This is a genomic window from Leucobacter iarius (genome assembly GCF_039530105.1).
Taxonomy (GTDB): Bacteria; Actinomycetota; Actinomycetes; order Actinomycetales; family Microbacteriaceae; genus Leucobacter; species Leucobacter iarius.
The window spans coordinates 1-17297 of sequence record NZ_BAAAOB010000004.1 but is presented as its reverse complement, the minus strand read 5'-3'; the positions used below and the strand labels follow the sequence as shown (position 1 = coordinate 17297).

The 17297-nt window shown below is 68.3% G+C and carries 15 protein-coding genes and 2 pseudogenes; 8 read left to right on the top strand and 9 right to left on the bottom strand.

All coding sequences use genetic code 11. The annotated features are described in order from the left end of the window. Positions 1 to 14: 14 nt before the first annotated feature. The 3 genes from ABD169_RS13215 to ABD169_RS13205 form a co-directional block, all read right to left on the bottom strand. Positions 15 to 680 (bottom strand): GntR family transcriptional regulator, encoded by a 666-nt coding sequence (locus ABD169_RS13215; RefSeq protein WP_344032935.1) that lies wholly within the window; start codon positions 678 to 680, stop codon positions 15 to 17. A gap of 80 nt (positions 681 to 760) precedes the next feature. After that, positions 761 to 1882, bottom strand: a complete 1122-nt coding sequence (locus tag ABD169_RS13210) for a sensor histidine kinase (protein WP_344032933.1) — start codon at positions 1880 to 1882, stop codon at positions 761 to 763. A 35-nt stretch (positions 1883 to 1917) separates the two neighbouring features. Next, the gene (locus ABD169_RS13205) at positions 1918 to 2592 is read right to left on the bottom strand and encodes a response regulator transcription factor (RefSeq protein WP_344032930.1); all 675 of its coding nucleotides are present in this window, start codon (positions 2590 to 2592) and stop codon (positions 1918 to 1920) included. A 246-nt stretch (positions 2593 to 2838) separates the two neighbouring features. Between ABD169_RS13205 and ABD169_RS13200 the strand changes: the two genes are divergently transcribed. From ABD169_RS13200 to ABD169_RS13185, 4 genes are read left to right on the top strand one after another with little or no spacing between them, the layout of a single operon-like run. After that, complete coding sequence (locus ABD169_RS13200; protein ID WP_344032928.1) at positions 2839 to 3339, top strand: hypothetical protein; 501 nt, start codon at positions 2839 to 2841, stop codon at positions 3337 to 3339. A 3-nt stretch (positions 3340 to 3342) separates the two neighbouring features. Next, positions 3343 to 4479 carry a peptidoglycan-binding protein gene (locus ABD169_RS13195; RefSeq protein ID WP_344032926.1) on the top strand — a complete coding sequence of 379 codons (1137 nt, stop codon included), beginning with the start codon at positions 3343 to 3345 and terminating at the stop codon, positions 4477 to 4479. Next, positions 4476 to 5192, top strand: coding sequence for an ABC transporter ATP-binding protein (locus tag ABD169_RS13190; RefSeq protein ID WP_344032924.1), 717 nt, complete (start codon positions 4476 to 4478; stop codon positions 5190 to 5192). Before ABD169_RS13195 ends, ABD169_RS13190 begins: the two co-directional genes overlap by 4 nt. Further along, positions 5189 to 6379, top strand: coding sequence for an ABC transporter permease (locus ABD169_RS13185; RefSeq protein WP_344032922.1), 1191 nt, complete (start codon positions 5189 to 5191; stop codon positions 6377 to 6379). The genes ABD169_RS13190 and ABD169_RS13185 overlap by 4 nt, the downstream gene beginning before the upstream one ends. On the opposite strand, the pseudogene ABD169_RS13180 reads toward ABD169_RS13185, so the two are convergent. The 4 genes and pseudogenes from ABD169_RS13180 to ABD169_RS13165 form a co-directional block, all read right to left on the bottom strand. Further along, a pseudogene (locus ABD169_RS13180) lies at positions 6373 to 6597 on the bottom strand (sensor histidine kinase); the annotation flags it as partial. The gene ABD169_RS13185 and the pseudogene ABD169_RS13180 overlap by 7 nt on opposite strands. A gap of 194 nt (positions 6598 to 6791) precedes the next feature. Then, positions 6792 to 7357 (bottom strand): annotated as a pseudogene (locus tag ABD169_RS13175) (Pr6Pr family membrane protein). A gap of 368 nt (positions 7358 to 7725) precedes the next feature. Continuing rightward, positions 7726 to 7950 carry a hypothetical protein gene (locus ABD169_RS13170; protein ID WP_344032918.1) on the bottom strand — a complete coding sequence of 75 codons (225 nt, stop codon included), beginning with the start codon at positions 7948 to 7950 and terminating at the stop codon, positions 7726 to 7728. A 325-nt stretch (positions 7951 to 8275) separates the two neighbouring features. Beyond that, positions 8276 to 10231, bottom strand: a complete 1956-nt coding sequence (locus ABD169_RS13165; protein ID WP_344032916.1) for a carboxypeptidase regulatory-like domain-containing protein — start codon at positions 10229 to 10231, stop codon at positions 8276 to 8278. Positions 10232 to 10448: 217 nt separating this feature from the next. On the opposite strand from ABD169_RS13165, the gene ABD169_RS13160 reads away from it, so the two are divergent. Continuing rightward, entirely contained in the window at positions 10449 to 11045 is a 597-nt protein-coding gene (locus ABD169_RS13160; protein WP_344032913.1) for a GntR family transcriptional regulator, read from the top strand. Positions 11046 to 11091: 46 nt separating this feature from the next. Here the strand turns inward: ABD169_RS13160 and ABD169_RS13155 are convergent, their stop codons facing one another. Further along, positions 11092 to 11997 (bottom strand): ankyrin repeat domain-containing protein, encoded by a 906-nt coding sequence (locus ABD169_RS13155; protein WP_344032911.1) that lies wholly within the window; start codon positions 11995 to 11997, stop codon positions 11092 to 11094. Positions 11998 to 12123: 126 nt separating this feature from the next. Here ABD169_RS13155 and ABD169_RS13150 point away from each other — a divergent pair, with 126 nt between their 5' ends. The 3 genes from ABD169_RS13150 (at position 12124) to ABD169_RS13140 (ending at position 15909) form a co-directional block, all read left to right on the top strand. Next, on the top strand, positions 12124 to 12792 hold the full coding sequence (locus tag ABD169_RS13150; protein ID WP_344032909.1) for a GntR family transcriptional regulator: 669 nt from the start codon (positions 12124 to 12126) through the stop codon (positions 12790 to 12792). 61 nt (positions 12793 to 12853) lie between these two features. Further along, positions 12854 to 14983: a hypothetical protein gene (locus tag ABD169_RS13145; protein WP_344032907.1), complete on the top strand. Its 2130-nt coding sequence runs from the start codon at positions 12854 to 12856 to the stop codon at positions 14981 to 14983. Next, on the top strand, positions 14980 to 15909 hold the full coding sequence (locus ABD169_RS13140) for a DUF4436 family protein (RefSeq protein ID WP_344032905.1): 930 nt from the start codon (positions 14980 to 14982) through the stop codon (positions 15907 to 15909). Before ABD169_RS13145 ends, ABD169_RS13140 begins: the two co-directional genes overlap by 4 nt. A gap of 72 nt (positions 15910 to 15981) precedes the next feature. On the opposite strand, the gene ABD169_RS13135 is transcribed toward ABD169_RS13140, so the two are convergent. Then, positions 15982 to 16785: a carbonic anhydrase gene (locus tag ABD169_RS13135; protein ID WP_344032903.1), complete on the bottom strand. Its 804-nt coding sequence runs from the start codon at positions 16783 to 16785 to the stop codon at positions 15982 to 15984. Positions 16786 to 17297: the final 512 nt, after the last annotated feature.

Sequence of the window (17297 nt, the reverse complement as noted above, 5' to 3'; positions counted from 1 at the left end):
AATCAGCGCGCGTTTCAGGCAGTCGCGGGCATCTCCGGCGAGAGCACCTGGATCGTCTCCACGAGGTGGCAGGCGGTATCGACCTCTCCCGCTCGAATGGCGACGGCGAGTTCGATGTACAGCTTCGCGAGCGTGTCCCACTGGAATTCGCCCTCTCTGGCGGCGACCGCGAGGAAGTATCGGAATTTGATCGTGACCGAGTCGGACACCTGCTGCAGGATCGGGTTCCGGCATTCCTTGCGCATCAGATTGATGAGAAGAGTGGCCTCGCTGAGCATGCCCTCCCGGTCGCGGGAGGCGGCATAGCCGGAAACGCTCTCCGCGAGTTTCGCAGCGGCTTCTCGCCCCTTGGGAGCCAACAGGGGGATCGCCTGGCGTGCCATACCGGAGACGAGGACCCCGATCGTGCTGAGCACGTACGGCACGTCGGCAGGATCGGGGGTGACCACCCGCGTGTGCGCGTGCGCCGCGATTTCGACGAATCCCTCGGCGGCAAGAGCATCGAGTGCCTGCCGCACCGGAGTGCGCGAGACGCTGAGCCACTCCTGGACGGCTCGATCATCGATGCGCTCACCCGGGAGCAGATCACCGTTGATGATCGCGGTCCTCAGCGCATCACGGACTTCGTCTCGGAGGAGGCGGCGTTCGGGAATAGCTGCGGTGCGTTTCGGAATCGGCATGTATGCAGTATGTCAGCCCCTCTCGATTGGGAAGAAGGGGAATCATCTGATAAGTGGCATCGAGGGGGACCGGTCTGGCCTCAGGGTAGGGGCAGCGTCAGTTCGGCGATGAGTCCGCCGCCGGGTCGCGCGGCGAGCGTCAGCTCCGCGCTGTGGGCCTCGGCGATCGACCGCGCGATCGCGAGCCCGAGCCCGTTGCCCGGAGCGTTCGAACGCCGCGCGCGGTACATGGGCTCGGTGAGGCGGGCGAGCTCGTCCTCGGCGATCTCCGGCCCGGTGTTCTCGATCCTCAGCCAGGCGTGCACTGAGCCGTTGGTGGAGATCTCGAGGAGCCCGCGCTCGTCGTTGTGCCGCACCGCGTTCTGCACCAGGTTCTCTACCAGGGTCTCGAGCAGGAGCGGGTCGGCCTGCACCGTTGTCGGACGAAGCCGGAGAACGGGGGAGATCGCCTCGGGGACGGCGCGGGCGACGACCGTTTCGAGGAGCTCCGAGAGGTCGACCGACTCGGTCTCGATCCGCGCGGCTTCCGCGCTCGTGAGGTCGAGCAGCGCCTGCACCGTGCCGATGCTGCGATCGTTGTTCCGCCCGATCTGCTCGAACACGGTGGCCGCATCGACGGAGCCGGGGTGCGCCCGCGCGATGTCAAGGATCGTCTTCGTCGCGGTGAGCGGGGTGCGCAGCTCGTGCGCGGCGTTCGCGGCGAAGCGCTCGTGGGCGGAGAACGCGCGTTCGAGCCGGTCGAGGGTGCGGTCGAACGTGTCGGCGAGGTCCTGGATCTCGTCCTGCGGCCCGGTGAGCGCGATGCGGTGATCGAGTCGGCCATCGCCCGCGCGCTTCGCCGCTTCGGCGATTCGGGCGAGCGGGCGCACCATGCGGCCCGATACGACCCAGCCGACCCACGACGCGAGCGCCGAGATGACCAGGAGAATAGCGATCCCCGCCCAGAGCAGCGTGTCGAGGATCGCCGAGACCTCGGTGATCTGCAGCGCGTCGGAGAGATTTCCGCCGGGCACCGCGGGTTTAGCCCGACCGAAATCGCCGGTCCCGCCTTCGGGGGGAGGTGTTCCTCCGGCGGTGATGTAGGTCGGTACGAACCGCATGAACAGGTAGAGCGCAGCGATGATGAGGGCGCCCGAGCCGAACGCGATGGCGCCGAACGCGACCGTGAGGCGCCGCCGCACCGTCAGGCGCGGCAGGGGCACGCGGGGCTTGCATGTTTTGCGTGACCGGTGCGCACTCATGGGGTCTCTTCCGGGGCGGGGACTCGGTAGCCGCTGCCGGCGACGGTCTCGATGATCCACGGCTCACCGAGCTTCTTGCGCAGCGAGCTCACCGTGACCCGGATCGAGTTGGTGAACGGGTTCGCGTTCTCGTCCCAGGCCTTCTCGAGCAGGTCCTCGGCGCTGACGACTCCTCCGTCAGCGCGCAGCAGAACTTCGAGCACCGCGAGCTCCTTCTTCGTCAGGCGGATCGTGGCCCCGTCCCGGCGGACCGTGCGGCGGAACACATCGAGTTCGAGCGGACCTCGGCTGAGTACGGGCGGCACGGCCACGGCACTCCGTCGACCGAGGGCGCGCAGGCGAACGACCAGCTCCGAGAACTCGAACGGTTTCGGTAGGTAGTCGTCGGCTCCGAGCTCGAATCCCGAGATGCGTTGGGTGAGGGTGCCGGCCGCCGTCAGCATCAGGATTCGCGGAGACCCGGGGTCGTTCGCCAGGATCCGGCAGACCTCGTCGCCGTGGGTGCCCGGAAGATCCCGGTCGAGCACGAGCGCGTCGTACTCCGTGACCTCCACCGTATGGAGTGCGTCGGTGCCGTCTACCACCAGGTCGGTGCTGAAGCCCTCCAGGGCCAGACCTCTCTGCAAGGCGGGACCGAGTACGGGGTCGTCTTCGACGACGAGTATGCGCATCGTCTTCATCCTTTCTGTCGTACGGGGTGTTCGTGGCCGTGCCCAGTACAGCAGGGCGGGTGTAAGTGAAACGTAAAACTCCGCCTTACAGGCGTGCAACCCAAGCTTTGCTCGAATGGTCTCAGCCCACCGCCGACTCGGAAGGGTGGACCGGGCGCCGATCGTAAGATATTCTACATTCTGAAACTTCAGAGCATTAAGCCCAAAATATGGTGCGACGCAGGTCGCCCAGGAAAGAGGAACACCATGTCCAAGCTCACCACTCGTATCGCAGCCGTCGGCGCCGCAGGATTCGCCGTGCTCGGCCTGCTCACCGCCTGTGCCGCACCCAACAGCGGCTCGAACGACTCGGGTGCCCCGAAGAAGGACCCGAGGTCTTCCTCAGACAACCAGACCGCCGATCAAGCCTTCACCGAATGGCAGGTGAAGTTCGCGCAGTGCATGCGTGAGGAAGGGATCGATATGCCCGATCCCAATAGCAGCGGTCAGGTGCAGATCGGCGGCGGTATCGATGCTGAGGCGTTCACGAAGGCCGACGACAAGTGCACGTCCAAGATCGGCAGCCCGCCCGTGCAGGACGGAAAGGGTGCCGAGCAGGCTCAGAAGGACGACCTGAAGCTCGCGCAGTGCCTGCGTGCGGCGGGGTACGACTACAAGGATCCGGAGCCCGGTGGAGCCCGCGAGATCAGGGACGACATCCCGCAGTCCGCGTTCGAGAAGTGCAGCACCGAGCAGAAGAAGGGCTAAGCGATGACAGACCAGACCGTTGGACTCACTCCGAGCACCGCCGCCGGTCGACACGAGCCGAGCGAACAGCCCGGCACGCCGAAGCGCAAACGTTGGGTTCTTACCGCGGCGATCGCCGCCACTGCTGTGGTGGCGATCGCCGGGGGCGCGGTCGCTTGGCAGACCCTGACCCCGACACCGTCGGCGCAGGCCGAGGTGCAGAAGCCCCACACCGTCCCCGCAACGAACTCTCCGCTGACCTGGTCGATCCGGACCACGGGCGCGGTCACATACGCCAACACGCGTGATCTCACCGCCACCCTCGGTGGAACCCTCACGCAGCTGCCCAAGCCGGGCACCGTCGTCGGTTCCGGTGGCGTGCTCTACTGGGCCGACGACAAGCCGGTCATCGCGGTGGACGGGAAGCTCCCCGCCTGGCGTGAATTCAAGCAGGGCATGGACGACGGCCCTGATGTGGAGCAGCTCGAGCGGTATCTCACCGATCTCGGCTACTTCGAAGGCTGGGTCGATGAGCGCTTCTCCGATCTCACCGAGAAGGCCATCAAACAGTGGCAGGAGGCCAACGGCCTGAAACAGGACGGAGTCATCCCGCTGGGCCGGATCGTGTTCACACAGGACGGCATCCGTGTCGGTGCTGCAAAGGCGACGGTCGGCGCGACCATCGCACCGGGCGCCGCGGTCTACACCGCGAGCGGGTCCGCGCCGATCGTGACGGCGAAGATCTCCGTGTCCGATCGGGCGAGCGTGCCGGTCGGTACCGTGGCGACGTTCTCGCTGCCGTCGGGAGAGTCGGTGACCGGCAAGGTCACCGTCGCAAGGGACCCGACCGAGGAAGAGGACGCGTCGGGCAAGAAGACGGTCGTCATCCCGATCACGATCACGCCTGACGACCCCAAGAAGCTGGACGGCCAGATGGCGCTCAGCGTCCAGGTTTCGTTCTCGCACCAGGCCAAGGGCGATGTGCTCCAGGTGCCGGTCGCAGCCCTGCTCGCGGCGGCGAACGACACGTTCACCGTCGAGGTGTACCGCGGCAAGAAGATCGTCACGGTCCCTGTCGAGACCGGACGCTTCGCCGGCGGCATGGTCGAGATCACGGGCGGCAAGCTCAACGCCGGCGACCTCGTGGTGGTGCCGGAATGACCGCCGCCATCGATCTGAGGGAGGTCACCCGCAGCTACGGTTCCCCGCCGGTGCAGGCGCTGCGCGGGGTCTCCCTCCGCATCGACGAGGGCGAGTTCACCGCCATCGTGGGTCCCAGCGGCTCCGGCAAGTCGACGCTGCTCAACATTATCGGTTCGCTCGACCGGCCGACGACCGGCACCGCGATCATCGATGGGCAGGACATCGCCTCGCTCACCGACAACCGTCTCGCTGCGCTGCGCTCGCATCGGCTCGGCTTCGTGTTCCAGCAGTTCCACCTAGCCGACGGGCGCTCCGCACTGCAGAACGTCGCCGACGGGCTGCTCTATCAGGGCATCGCCGCCAAGGAGCGTCTGCAGCGGGCGGAGCGGGCTCTGCTCACCGTCGGTCTCCGGCACCGCTTGAACAACAAGCCGCACCAGCTCTCGGGCGGCGAGCGCCAGCGCGTCGCCATTGCGCGCGCCATCGTCGGGGAACCGACGGTGCTCCTCGCCGACGAGCCGACCGGCAACCTCGACTCCAAGTCGGGCGCCGGCATCGTCGAGCTGCTCTACGAACTCAACGCGAAAGGAGCGACCGTGGTCGTCATTACTCACGACAACGAACTCGCCGAGCGGCTCCCGCGCAGGATCCGCGTCGTCGACGGGCTCGTCGTCGAAGACATCGGCGCGCCGAGCCGGCAAGCCCCCGAAGGATCGGAGAGGGCCGCATGAGCGCCCCGGCCTCACGCCTGCGCTTTCGGGACGCACTCGCGCTCGGCGGCAACGGCCTGCGTGCGAGGCCGACCCGGGTCTTCCTCTCGGCGCTCGGCATCGCCATCGGCATCGCCGCGATGATCGCGGTGGTCGGCATCTCGACCTCGGGTCAGGCCCGTCTGAACGAGGAGTTCTCGAAGCTGGGCACGAACCTGCTCACGATCACTCCCGGCAAGAGTCTGTCCGGAGCCGAGACCAAATTGCCTCCGACCACTGCGGGCTCCGTCGCGCGACTGCCGCAGGTATCGTCCGTCTCCGCCGTGGGGAAGCTCGAGAACACTCCCGTGTACCGGAATGAGCACATCGACCCGGCCCAGACCGGCGGTCTGGAGACCGGCGTCGCGGACAAAGATCTGCTCGGCACGGTGAGCGGTGAACTAGGCGCGGGCACCTGGCTGAACGATGCGACCGCGCAGTACCCCACGACAGTGCTCGGCGCCACGACGGCGAAACGCCTCGGTGTCACCCAGGTCGGGACGCAGGTGCTCATCGGCGGGGTCTCCCACACCGTCATCGGTATTCTGAAGCCGCTCGCGCTCGCTCCCGAGCTCGACACGTTCGCGCTCATCGGTGCGGAGAACGCGAAGCAGCGATTCGGCTACGACGGATCCCCGACCGCCGTCTACGAGCGTTCCGCCGATGACGCCGTCGATACCGTTCGGGGCCTGCTGCCGCGCACAGTCAACCCCGAGAACCCCGAGCAGATCTCGGTCAGCCGCCCCTCGGACGCACTGGCCGCTCGCATGACCACCGATCAAGCCTTCACAGGTCTGCTGGTCGGACTCGGTTCGATCGCGCTGCTCGTCGGAGGCATCGGTGTGGCCAACACGATGATCATCTCGGTGCTCGAGCGGCGCCGCGAGATCGGCCTGCGGCGCGCGCTCGGCGCGACCCGACGGCACATCCGCGTGCAGTTCCTCACGGAGGCGCTGCTGCTGTCGGTGCTCGGCGGGGTCGCGGGAGCAGTGATCGGATTGGGCGTGACTGCGATCTTCGCGGCGGTGAATGGTTGGCTCCTCTCGGTGCCACCGGAACTGTTCGCCGCGGCGATCGTGGCCACGATGGTGATCGGCGCGATCGCGGGCCTCTACCCTGCGATTCGGGCGGCCCGGCTGCCGCCGACGGCCGCGCTCTCCGCTCAATAGCCGCCCACAGGGAACACGACGCGCATCTCGGTGCCGCTGTCCTCGGGCCACGCTGCCTGCAGCTGTGCACCGGGCTCGTGCGCGATCTGCTGCACGAGCGCGAGCCCGAGGCCGGATCCCGGGAGCCGCCGGGCCGAATGCGAGCGGTAGAAGCGATCGAAGAGGCGCTCCCGCTCGCCCTCGGGAACTCCCGGGCCCAGGTCACGCACGAGGAGCTCGACGTGCGTTCCGTTCGAGGTCGGCTACTCCTGCACCAGGTCCTATGGGTTTGCGAAGTCGTTGCCGACGCGCGCTAGCTGTACCCGGTCAGGACGTTGAGGACTGACAGATAGGGAGAAGGCCTCATACGCTCGGAGCAGCAGATGAACGACAGGCAGATCGCCAAGGTGCTCAGCGTGGGACGCTCGATGGTTCAACGTGCCCTCGAGCCGCTGGTTCGTGAAATCTGACCCGCTCCGGGGGTGCGGGAGCTATTGAGCTCGGGGCGTGTGTTCATCAGGGGTCTGTGGGTGTCGTCCGGGGCGGTCAGGCTCGGTAGCCAGAGGTCGATCGCGACGACGATGACGGTGATGACTAGGGCGTAGGCGATGACGGCCAGTGCGTCGAGCGCTGCTGCGTTGAGACCGAGGTGTCCCGCGTTGAGGATGAAGTGGGGGTACCAGTTCGTGACCGCGCCGTGGAGAAACGTGCAAGTGAGCCAGGCGAGCGGCCAGACAAAGGCGAGAGCAACGACTTTCCACGGGAATCGACGGTGGGGGCCCACACGAGCCAGAGCAGGACGAAGCCGATCGGGCCGATGGTGCGGAAGATGGCGTTCACGACAACCGCGAGATCGCGCAGTTCGATGCTGGGATTGAGGAGGAGGGAGAAGGCGGTGCCGGTCACTGTGATGCTGAGCAACGCTGCCAGATGCATGGCTTTCCTCACCATCGTGGAACCTTGCCGGCCTATCGCGAACAGGATCGATACGGCGAGCACAAGGATGTTGCTATCGACGGTGAAGAAGCTGAACAGGCGAACGAATCTCGTGCCGAGCGGCGTCTCGGTCCCGGATTCTCCCGAATTCACGTCGGCCCCACCGGTGAACAGGAGGTAGAGCTGGGGAACGAAGCCAACCAGGACGATCGCGGCGAGCACCGCGTAACTGAAACGATGTAGTCCTATTCGGTTGGGCCAGAGTGGTGGGCGAGCATGGCGGAACCCCCGGTTTGGGGCCGGGAGTTCCGTAGCGCATCGAGGCCAGATGATTACGCGACATGACTCACTCACACGCCCCAATGCGCCTGGCGGGCCTCCAACCCAGTGCAGAATTGGAGGCCCAGTCTCAACCGGCTAGCGCCGGATAGTCACTCGTTGCCGACAGCCTTATCGATGTCGTCGCGCACGCCGTCGATCTGCTCACCCGCAGCGGGCGCGACCTTCTTCGCGAGATCCGCAGCGCCATTGAGCACGTTGTCGCTCACCTGCTCGACCTGCTCGCTGTGCAGCACGTCATCGATCTTGTCCTTGCTGCCCTCGAAGAGTTCTTTGCTCTTCTCGAACGCTCCGCTGAGCGCGTCTCCGATACCCATACTGGTCCCCCCCCCTCATCGCGAGACCGGCCCTGAACAGAACCGGCATGACGCCATTGTGCACCGAACAGGTTCCGTGCGAAAGGCCCCCAAAGAACCCGACCCGGAGAAGACGATCTGTTGCGCGAGCCGGCTGCCCCCCCCCGCGGCACTTCGCGCTTGAGACTCGACTTCGGCCGCATCGCCTGGGCCGATGGCTACCTCGATCCAGGCGTTCCCGGCCGTGACAGCCGCGACAGCCGAAGCGGACCCGACCGCCGGATCGAAGCGAGCGGGTCCGGGTCTCGTCGTCGGTCCTGGCGAAGGATCCGGGCGGATCAGCGGATCAGCGGGTGCGGCGCCGGCGCACGAGGAGCAGCAGCGATCCGCCGAGCAGCAGCGCGGCGGCCGCTGCGACGATCATGCCTATCGCCGCGGACTCCGTACCGGTGTCGGCGAGCGCGCCGGATCCCGGGTGGGCTGGGGGCGCGGTCGGTGCGGTGCTGGTCGGCGGAGTCGTGGTCGGCGGAGTCGTCACCGCGGCGAACACGAAGTCCTGATCGATCACGGCCTCGCCCGCGGCGGTGATGATCACCGTGCGCGTCGGGCTGCCCACGATCCGGTATCCCTTGGGCGCGGTCGCGGTGATCGTGTAGGTGCCGGCGGGAAGCGCGCCGAGGTCGTAGACCCCCTCTTCGCCCGACGAGAAGCTGTCGTCGAAGCCCGGCCCCTGTACGTGGAGCATGACGTTCGGCAGTGGCTTGCCGTCCGCGGTCGTCGCCCCGGTAATGGACCCGAGCCGGGCGAAGGCGAAGTCGACCCCGGTGAGGTTCGATCCGGCGACGGTCTCGTTGCGTGAGACGGGTCCGTCGGCGACCGTGCCCGCGGGTGCGGTCACCGCGACGGTGTAGGCGCCGTCGACGAGACCGGGGAACGAGTAGGCGCCGTCGGCGCCGGTGACGGTGCGGACCGTGCCTGACGGGCCGGTCGCGGTGACGGTGACGCCCGCGGTGCCGGTGCCCGCCGTGGTGACCGTCCCGCTCAGGCTCGGCAGCGCCGAGACGATGAAGTCCTCACCGGTGATGGGCACCTCGGATCCCGGCGGGATCGTGAAGGACGGCGCACCGGTCGTGAGGTGGTACCCCTTCGGCGCCGTGAGCTGAGGCTGGTGGGTGCCCACCGGCACGGTGTCGAACAGGTAGCTGCCGTTGGGCGCTGTGGTGACGCTGCCGACGCCCGGGATGGTGACGGTGGCGCCGGGGATCGGCTTCCCGTTCGCGTCCTTCACCGTGCCCGACACGGCCACGGGCACGATGTCGCGCACCGCGAAGTCGACCACGGCGTCGGTGTTCGAGAGGTTCGCGGGCTTCGATGCCGGACCGTCGACGATCTGGCCGAGCGGCGGCTGCGCGGTGACGGTGTATCCGTCGGACGCTTGGATCCCGGGGAAGCTGTAGGTGCCGCCGGGGCCGGTGGTGACGGTCGCGACGACGTCGCCGTTCGGGTCGGTGAGCGCGACCTGCACGCCGCTGCCGTTGCCGGTCTGCGCGGTGACGGTGCCCGAGACGTCGCGGGTGAGCGAGGCGAACCAGGTCTGGTAGACCGGGAAGCCGGAGCGGCGGGTGAAGGTGAAGCTGAGCGAGCTGATCGGTGCGGTCGGCTCGAACCAGGCGGAAGAGCCGTTGGTGTCGGACGCCGCCGCGTTGCCGATCAGTGTCGTGGCTTGGGCGTTCCAGACCGGCACATCGGTCGCGTCGCCGGTGCAGGACGGCTTGCCGGCCACTCCGGGAGCGCAGTAGTTGAAGCCGCCGCGGAAGCCGAGCTGCGCGGCGGTGAGCGCGACGCCGTCGGGGCCGACCGCGCGGACCTGGAGCTGGTCGGCGTCGATGTCGCCGATCACGAACGTCCAGTTCGCGGTCGGTGTCGGCTTCGCGAAGGTATACGTGGTGGTCGATGGAGCGACTACGGTGTCGGCTTTCGGCCGCAGGTTCAGGTACGGGCGGTTCTTGCTGGATCCGTACTTCTGCCCGACGGGCGTGCCCTCGGACAGCCACGTGCTCGCGCCCGAGATCACGCCGACCTGGCCTGCACGGGAGTCGGTCGTGGCCTCGGCGGTGATGGCCGGGGCCCCCGCGAGCGCGAAGCCGGTGGTGTAGTTCCCGCCGGTTCCGGCGAGCGGATCCCAGTCGGCCCAGGACCCGGCGGTGGCCGCTCCGGCCGGAGCCGCGGCTCCTCCGAGCGCGAGCCCCACCAGTGCGAATGCTGCAAAAGACGCACGCCAGCGTCGTCTGTTTTCCCCCATGGAGGTCATCGTATGGCGAAACGGCGGCGAGGGATACGGGCGGAACTCAATATTTCACGACGGCGCATGCCGGAGCGCGAACCGCGGCTTTCGGTACACCTCTTCCGTTTTAAATTCTGATGCATTAAATTTGAGTCATTGAAACGACAGGGAGGCGTCTATGCCCGTTCCGCTCGAGAGATCCCCGATCGCGCCTCGCAGGCATCTGCTTCGGGAGATGGTGGAGGAGCGCATTCGTTCGGCGATCCTTGCCGGGACGCTCGCTCCGGGCGAGCTGCTGCACGACGCAGAGCTGCAGGACTGGCTCGGAGTCTCGCGCACGCCGATCCGCGATGCGCTGAACGAGTTGGCGCGAGCCGGCCTGATCGAGATGGAACCGAACCGGTACACCCGGGTGGCCGAAGTGTGCGAAGCGCACGACGCGCTCGACGCGCTGCAGGCGTTCGGGGTGCTGCTCGGCGGGGTGATGCGGCTCGCCGTTCCTCGCATGGGAGACAAGGATCGGCGCCGGATCGCCCGTGAGGTCGAACGGGTTCGCGACGGGCTGCTCGGGGATGCGCCCGGTGCGGCGCGAGACCGTGCGTACGAGATGTGCGATCGCATCGCGGAACTCGCCTGCAACGAGCATCTGCTGCAGATGTACCGCGGGGCCAGCGCGGGGTTCTTCCACAAGCTCCCGGTCGAGACGTTTCTGCTGCAGGCGGACCCCGTGGTGCTGCGCGGGCACCTGGAAGCGCTGGCTACGGCGGTGCGCGACGGCGACGGTGTGGCGGCTGAGCTCGCCGTCGAAGCGATCTATCAAGTGCCTCGATAGTCGGTGTGCGGTGGCCGAGCGCTCCGCTCGGACGCCGCGCACCGGCTCAACCGCCGAGCGCTCGGAGGACCTGCGCCGACTCGAAGTGTCCGCCGGCCTCCGCGAGCTGCAACGCGGTGCGGCCGTCGGCCGCGGTGCTCCGTGGATCAGCCTTCGCGCGGAGCGCGACGGTGACCGCGTTGGGGTTTCCTGACTCCGCCGCTGCGAGCAGCGCGGCCTTCGGGTCCTTCGGCACGGGCGCCTGCAGGATCGCGCGGAGCACCCCTGCGCTGCTCGCGTAGCCCTTCGACTCGGCCATCTGCAGCGGCGTCAGCCCTTCGGTCACCGAGGGGCGGTCGAGCTGCACGCCTCCGGCGGCGAGCACGCGGATCGCCGCGCGGTAGGTGGCGTCGTCCCGCCCGAACCAGACCACTTCGTGGATCGCCTGGTAGCCGACGCGATTGACGTGATCGAGGGGAACTCCGGCCCGGATCAGTTCGCCCTCGACAGCCCAGTGGCCCCGCTCGGCAGCGCGGATCAGCCCGGTCCCGTTCCATGTGTCGAGATCCTTCACGTTCGCCCCGTGCGCGAGGGTGAGTCGGAGGAATTCCGTGTAGCCCTCGCTCGTGGCGATCAGATAGGCCGACTGCACGGTGGAATCCTTCGCGTTGACGTTCGCCCCCTGCGCGATGAGCGACTTCGCGGCCTCGACGTCGTTCGCCCACGAGGCTCCGCGCAGGCGGCTGTCGAGCTCCGCCTGGCTGAGCTTCGGCGGTGCGGGGGTGGGCGCCGCGGTTTCCTGGGGCGGCGCCTCGGAAGTGGTCTTCGGCGCTGCGCTCGGCGAAGCGGCGGGCTTTGGAGCCGACTCGGCGGCGCAACCCGAGAGCAGCAGCGACAGGACGAGCAGGGCGATGAGCGCGGTGAAGGCCCAAGCGGCGCGGACCGGGCTCCGAAGAGTGAAAGTGGGGCTCATGCTGCTCACGCTACGGATCCCGGAGTCGGCGCGAATCGATCGATCGATTGATTGGGGAGAGGGGTGAGGCGGAAAACACGCAGCGCGTGACATGCCGCATTCAGCACATCGAATTCGGAGTGACATATGGCCACGCATTGGCACATGCATGTACTGAAGAAGCCCTCCGCCACCGCGACCAGGCGACTCCTGCGCGACGAAGTTCGGAACTCGCTGTGGGAGACGATCATCTCCGGACAGCTCCTGCTCGGGGCGCGGCTGGAAGTCACCGCGATCCAGGAGTGGCTCGGCGTTTCGCGCACTCCCGCGCGTCAGGCGATCGATGCGCTCGTCGCCGAGGGTTTCATCGAGACCGCCGCGCACTCGTACACCCGGGTGGTCAAGCCCGACCCGGACGAGGGTGCGTTCACGCTCGACACGGTCGGGGCGCTGATGTCGGCGATGACCCGCCGAGCGATCCCTCGGTTCTCCGCGAAGGCTCGCGAGAAGACCGCTGTGCTGGCCGACCGAGTCCGAGATGCGTCGCTGGCAGAGGACCGGAAAGCGCTCGGGCAAACCGCGTCGGATCTCTTCTCGGTGGTCTACCGGGAGTGCGGCAACCCGGTGCTCCAGAACGTCTGGAAGTCGACCGGCGAGGGACTCGCCTACCGACTCGCCGTCGCCATGGAGCACGAAGCCATCGAGTGGGACCGGCAGGCCGAGTTGTACGGGCGGCTCGCCGCGGCCATTCGGGCTGATGACGCCGAAGAAGCCGGTCGGATCGTCGAGGAGACGCACGCGCTCCGCATGAAGTGATCGGGGCCGGATCCGAAATATAGGATGCGGGACGGTCGAATGATTCGCTAGTCTCTGAATCATGTGTCGGGGGGCGCGCATTCGGGGGAGACGTCGACGTCTGCTCGCTGCCGCTACCGTCCTCGCGCTGGTCGGGGCCGCGTTCTCGATCCCGGCCTGGCAGGCAGAGCCCGCGGCCGCCGAAGCGAACGACTGCGCTCCGGTCGCGGGGTATACGAACTGTCGGGTGCTGAGCTACCCGACGGACCCGTCGAACGGCAATCAGACCCTCCGCGTACCGGCGGGGGTGAAGCGCGTCAATGCCCGAGTCTGGGGCGCGGGCGGCGGCGGTGCGAACGGGAGCGCGGGGAATTTCGGTGGTGGCAGCGGCGCGTTCGTCGGCGGCGATATCCCCACGCTCGGCGGTGAGGTGTTCAACGTCACCGTCGGGTGGGGCGGCTACTTCGACTTCCAGGGATCGCCGTTTGGTGGTGGCGGAGCGCCGGGTGCGCCGTCTTCGGGCGGGTCGATGGGGGGCGCGGGTGGTGGTCTCACCGCGATCTGGAGCGGTGCGCCCGGCAGCTCAGCGCCGCTGCTGCTCGCGGGAGCGGGCGGCGGGGCGTCTGCCAGCTCGGCGCCGGGAGCCGGCGGTGGTGGTGGCGGTGCGGCCGGGGGCATCGGTGGTGCGGGCTCGGGATCGACGCCGGCCGCGAACAATCCCTCGGGCGGCGGACCGGCCTCGGGCGGCGCGGCAGCCGTGAGCGCCGGCTGCGCACCCGCAGCGACCGCCGGGAGCCAGTATCAGGGCGGCTCGGGGGCCGGCGGCGGAGCCGGCGCGAACGGTGGCGGTGGCGGCGGTGCGGGCTACTTCGGCGGTGGCGGTGGGCGGTGCCGGATCGGGGCGGGCACCCCGAACTCGACCGGTGCGGGCGGTTCGTCGTTCATCGCGGCGAGTATTCTCAGCCCCACGACCTTCGCGGGATCCAGTCCGACCTCGAACAACAGCACGACCCCGCCGAACTCGGGGGATCCGGCCTACGGCTTCGCGCCGAACGTCGGCATCGGCGGCAGCGCCATCGGCGGCGGCCAGGCGGGCGGAGCGGGCATGGTCGTCGTGCAGTGGACGATGCCCGCGACGACCATCGCTTCGCCGAACTCGGGAATCTCCTCGACCGCTGCGGCGCCGGCCCTCACCGGCGCCGCAGCCCCCGGCAACACCGTCACGGTCACCGATGCTGCGACCGGGAGCACGGTGTGCACCGCAACCGCCGATTCGGCGGGCACGTGGAGTTGCACCTCGAGCGCGCTCGCGCTCGGCGCGCACCGCTTCGTCGCGAGCCAGAGCAACGGCTTCGGCGACGTCTACCCGAACAGCGCCGAGAGCGTCTACACCGTTGTGGCGAAGCCGACCCCGACTCCGAAGCCCACCCCAAAGCCGACGCCGACCCCGACGCGCACACCCGCCCCGTCGCCGAGTCCCGGGCCGTCGCCAACGCCAACGCCAACGCCAACGCCAACGCCAACGCCAACGCCTGCGCCGGTGCCGACGCCGACCGCGACCCCGGCACCCAAGCCAGCGCCCAAGCCGAAACCCGCACCGATCGCGAAGCCGGCGCCCGCACCCGCCGCGCCGACCGCGCTGCCCATGAACTTCCGCTTCGCCGCGTCCGAGATTGAACCGGGAACCGTCGCGTCGATGCGCGGCACGCTCGGCCCGAACGCCTCGGCGAAGCCGGTGACCGTCGAGCTCACCGGCCGCGTCGGCCCGGGCATGATCTACCGAGGGGTCAACACCGTGGTCGACGGCCGCGCGAACCCGTGCGAGACCGAAACTCGATCCTTCGGCTGCTCGCTCACTCTCGCGCCCGATGAGTCGGCCGACGTCGAGATCCGCCTGTTCGCCGACCCCCTCAATGCGCCCGACACCGCGGTGCAGCAGGTCTCGGCCGCGTCCTCCCTCGCGGGGCAGAGCAATTCCATCACCGTCACCACGACCGTGGCCGGCAGCCGCGACACTGACAGCTGGGCGGCTTCGCTCACGACCTTCGACATCACCACGATGCCCGGCGCCCTGCTGCCGCTGCTCGCGATGCTGCTGCTCGCGCTCGCCGCGACCCTCACCGAGCGCGGCCGGGGCGGCCGAGCCGAGGGCGCACCCGCCGCCGCAGACCCGACCCGACCGACCACCGATCCGAATCGGAGCGATTCATGACCCAGACCACCTCAGCGGCGAAGCCCAAGCGGAATCCGGCTCCCTACATCCTCGGGGTCGCGGTGCTCGCGCTCGTGATCTACTACGTGGTGGTCATGTTCTCGGGGGTGCTGCAGAGCACGACCGCGGTGAAGGTGCGCGGCGCCAACACGCCGACGAGCGATTCGTACATCACCCTGCGGGTCTCGACGCAGGACGTCGACCTCACGAACCGGGTCATCAAGGCGAACGTGCAGCCGATCCCGCACGGCGAGTACGTCGGCAAGAAGGCCGGCGAGGTCTCCGAGAGCCTGCGCATCGAGGTGAACAGCGGCGGGATCACGACCTCGGTCGTCACGTTCCCCGGCGAGTCGATCGTGGATCCGACCTCGCTGAGCCTCGCGCTCGACCGCGGCGACAGCGACTACCCCTTCGACCACCCGTTCGCGAACTTCAGCCTGAGCGTGCAGAACGACGAGACGGGCGAGGCGGTGCCGTTCAAGCTCGAGGTCTCGAACTCGGCGCGTCCCTGGATCCTCACGGCGGTCCTCGGCTCGTCGAGCGTCGAAGGGGATCGGACCCTGCACCCCGTGACGATCGAGGGGAGTCGCGACGCGCTCACGGTCACGCTGGTGCTGTTCTACGTGTTGGTGATCCTGCTCACCACGCTCATGGCGGTCGTGATCATCGGCAGCGCGATCCTGCGCCGCAAGCTCGAGTTCTCGAACGTGATCTGGCTGTCGGCCACGCTGCTCTCGTTCCCGGCGCTGCGCAGCGCCATGCCGGGGGCGCCGCCCATCGGCACCGCGCTCGACTTCCTCGTGCTGTTCCCGTGCCTCTGCCTCATCGCGGGCATGCTCGTGTGGACGGGCGGCTACCTGCTCTGGCACGAGAGCGCCGTGCTGCGACGCCGGCACCTGGCGGAAGAGCAGGCGGCTGCCGAATAGGCCCCTGCCAGCTTCGCACGAACGGCTCCTCGGGGGTTCCCGAGGAGCCGTTCGCACTGGGTCGAGAGCGGGTCAGACGCTCGGGACCTCGGTGAGCGTGCGGTCGTGCAGCGGCTGCACGGGGCGATGGTTGTCGGGGTAGACGGCCGTGTAGGCCGCGAGCTGCTCGGCCGAGATCGACACGGGGTTCAGGAAGAGGTTCCACTGCACGCCCTCGCTGCAGGGCGGGGTAGTGAGAGATCCCGCGTACTGCACGCTCTCGAGATTCTGCGGCAGGAGCGCGTGCGGGTCGATCGGCTGCTGCAGCTTCTCGCCCTCCTCGGAGGTCTTCGCGGGGATCGATTCGAAGACCTCGGCGAGGGCCGTGTTCGGGCGGCCGGTCTCGATCAGTACGCCGAGCACAAGCAGGGTGCCGTCGTCGGCCTTGTGCACCAGGTGCAGTTCGGCGGGGGTCGACTTGCCGTTGACCGTGTGTTCGCTCGTCGCGTGGAAATGGAACTGCTGCAGATAGTAGGTCTTGCCGTTCAGCTCGACCGAGTTTGCCTTCGCGTCTTCCGGCACCGCCTCGATGGTGTGGCCGTTGTTCTCGAGCTCGAACGCGGCGGCCGTGTAGTGCGGCACGACCCTCGACGAGGCGCTGCCCGGCATGAGCTTCGCCGTGTCGATGGCGATGGGGGACTCGTGCGAGGCCGAAGTCGCCTCGCAGGCGGCGCCGTACTCGCCCCAGTGCTCGGGGCCGTTCGATCCGCTGTACGACCATTCGGCCTTCGCCGAGGGTGACGGGGCGGGGGTTGCGGGCTGAGCTGCCGTGCAGCCGACGGCAGTGGCGGCGAGGATCCCGCCGAGTGCGAGCGTCAAGGTGGTGCTGCGGGTCATGGGAGAGCTTCTTTCGCGATGCGGCTCGGCGGCGCCTGCCGAAGAGGGGGGGCGGCGGAAGCCTTGGGCTTCCGCCGCCTGGCGGCTCTTGCAGGTGGGGGCCGGGGGAGGCAGGTGCAAGGAGCCGCGTGTGGGGATGATGGGCGACGGATCTTGTGCCGATCGGACGACCGCGCCATCAAGATCTAGAATACCAATTCTGAAGTTTTAGTCAAACTGATGTGGCGAACTTCGCTGGGAGTTTGCTGGGTGGGGGTGTCGCATGCGCGTTCGGGTGCCAGCGCGGGGATCGGGGTCGGCGTTACAGCTCAGGAGGCCGGAAACGTGACCGGCGGGGCCAAGATCCGAGACCGAATGGTCTCGGATCTTGGCCCCGCCGGTGCTATTCGGTTGTGTGTTGCGCTCTTCCCGGGTTAGCGGACCTGGAACGTGTGGTCGATGTGCGTGCCGCCGTTCACCACGCGAATGGTGTACGTCATTGCGACATCGAGGCGCTTGTTGACATCAACGCT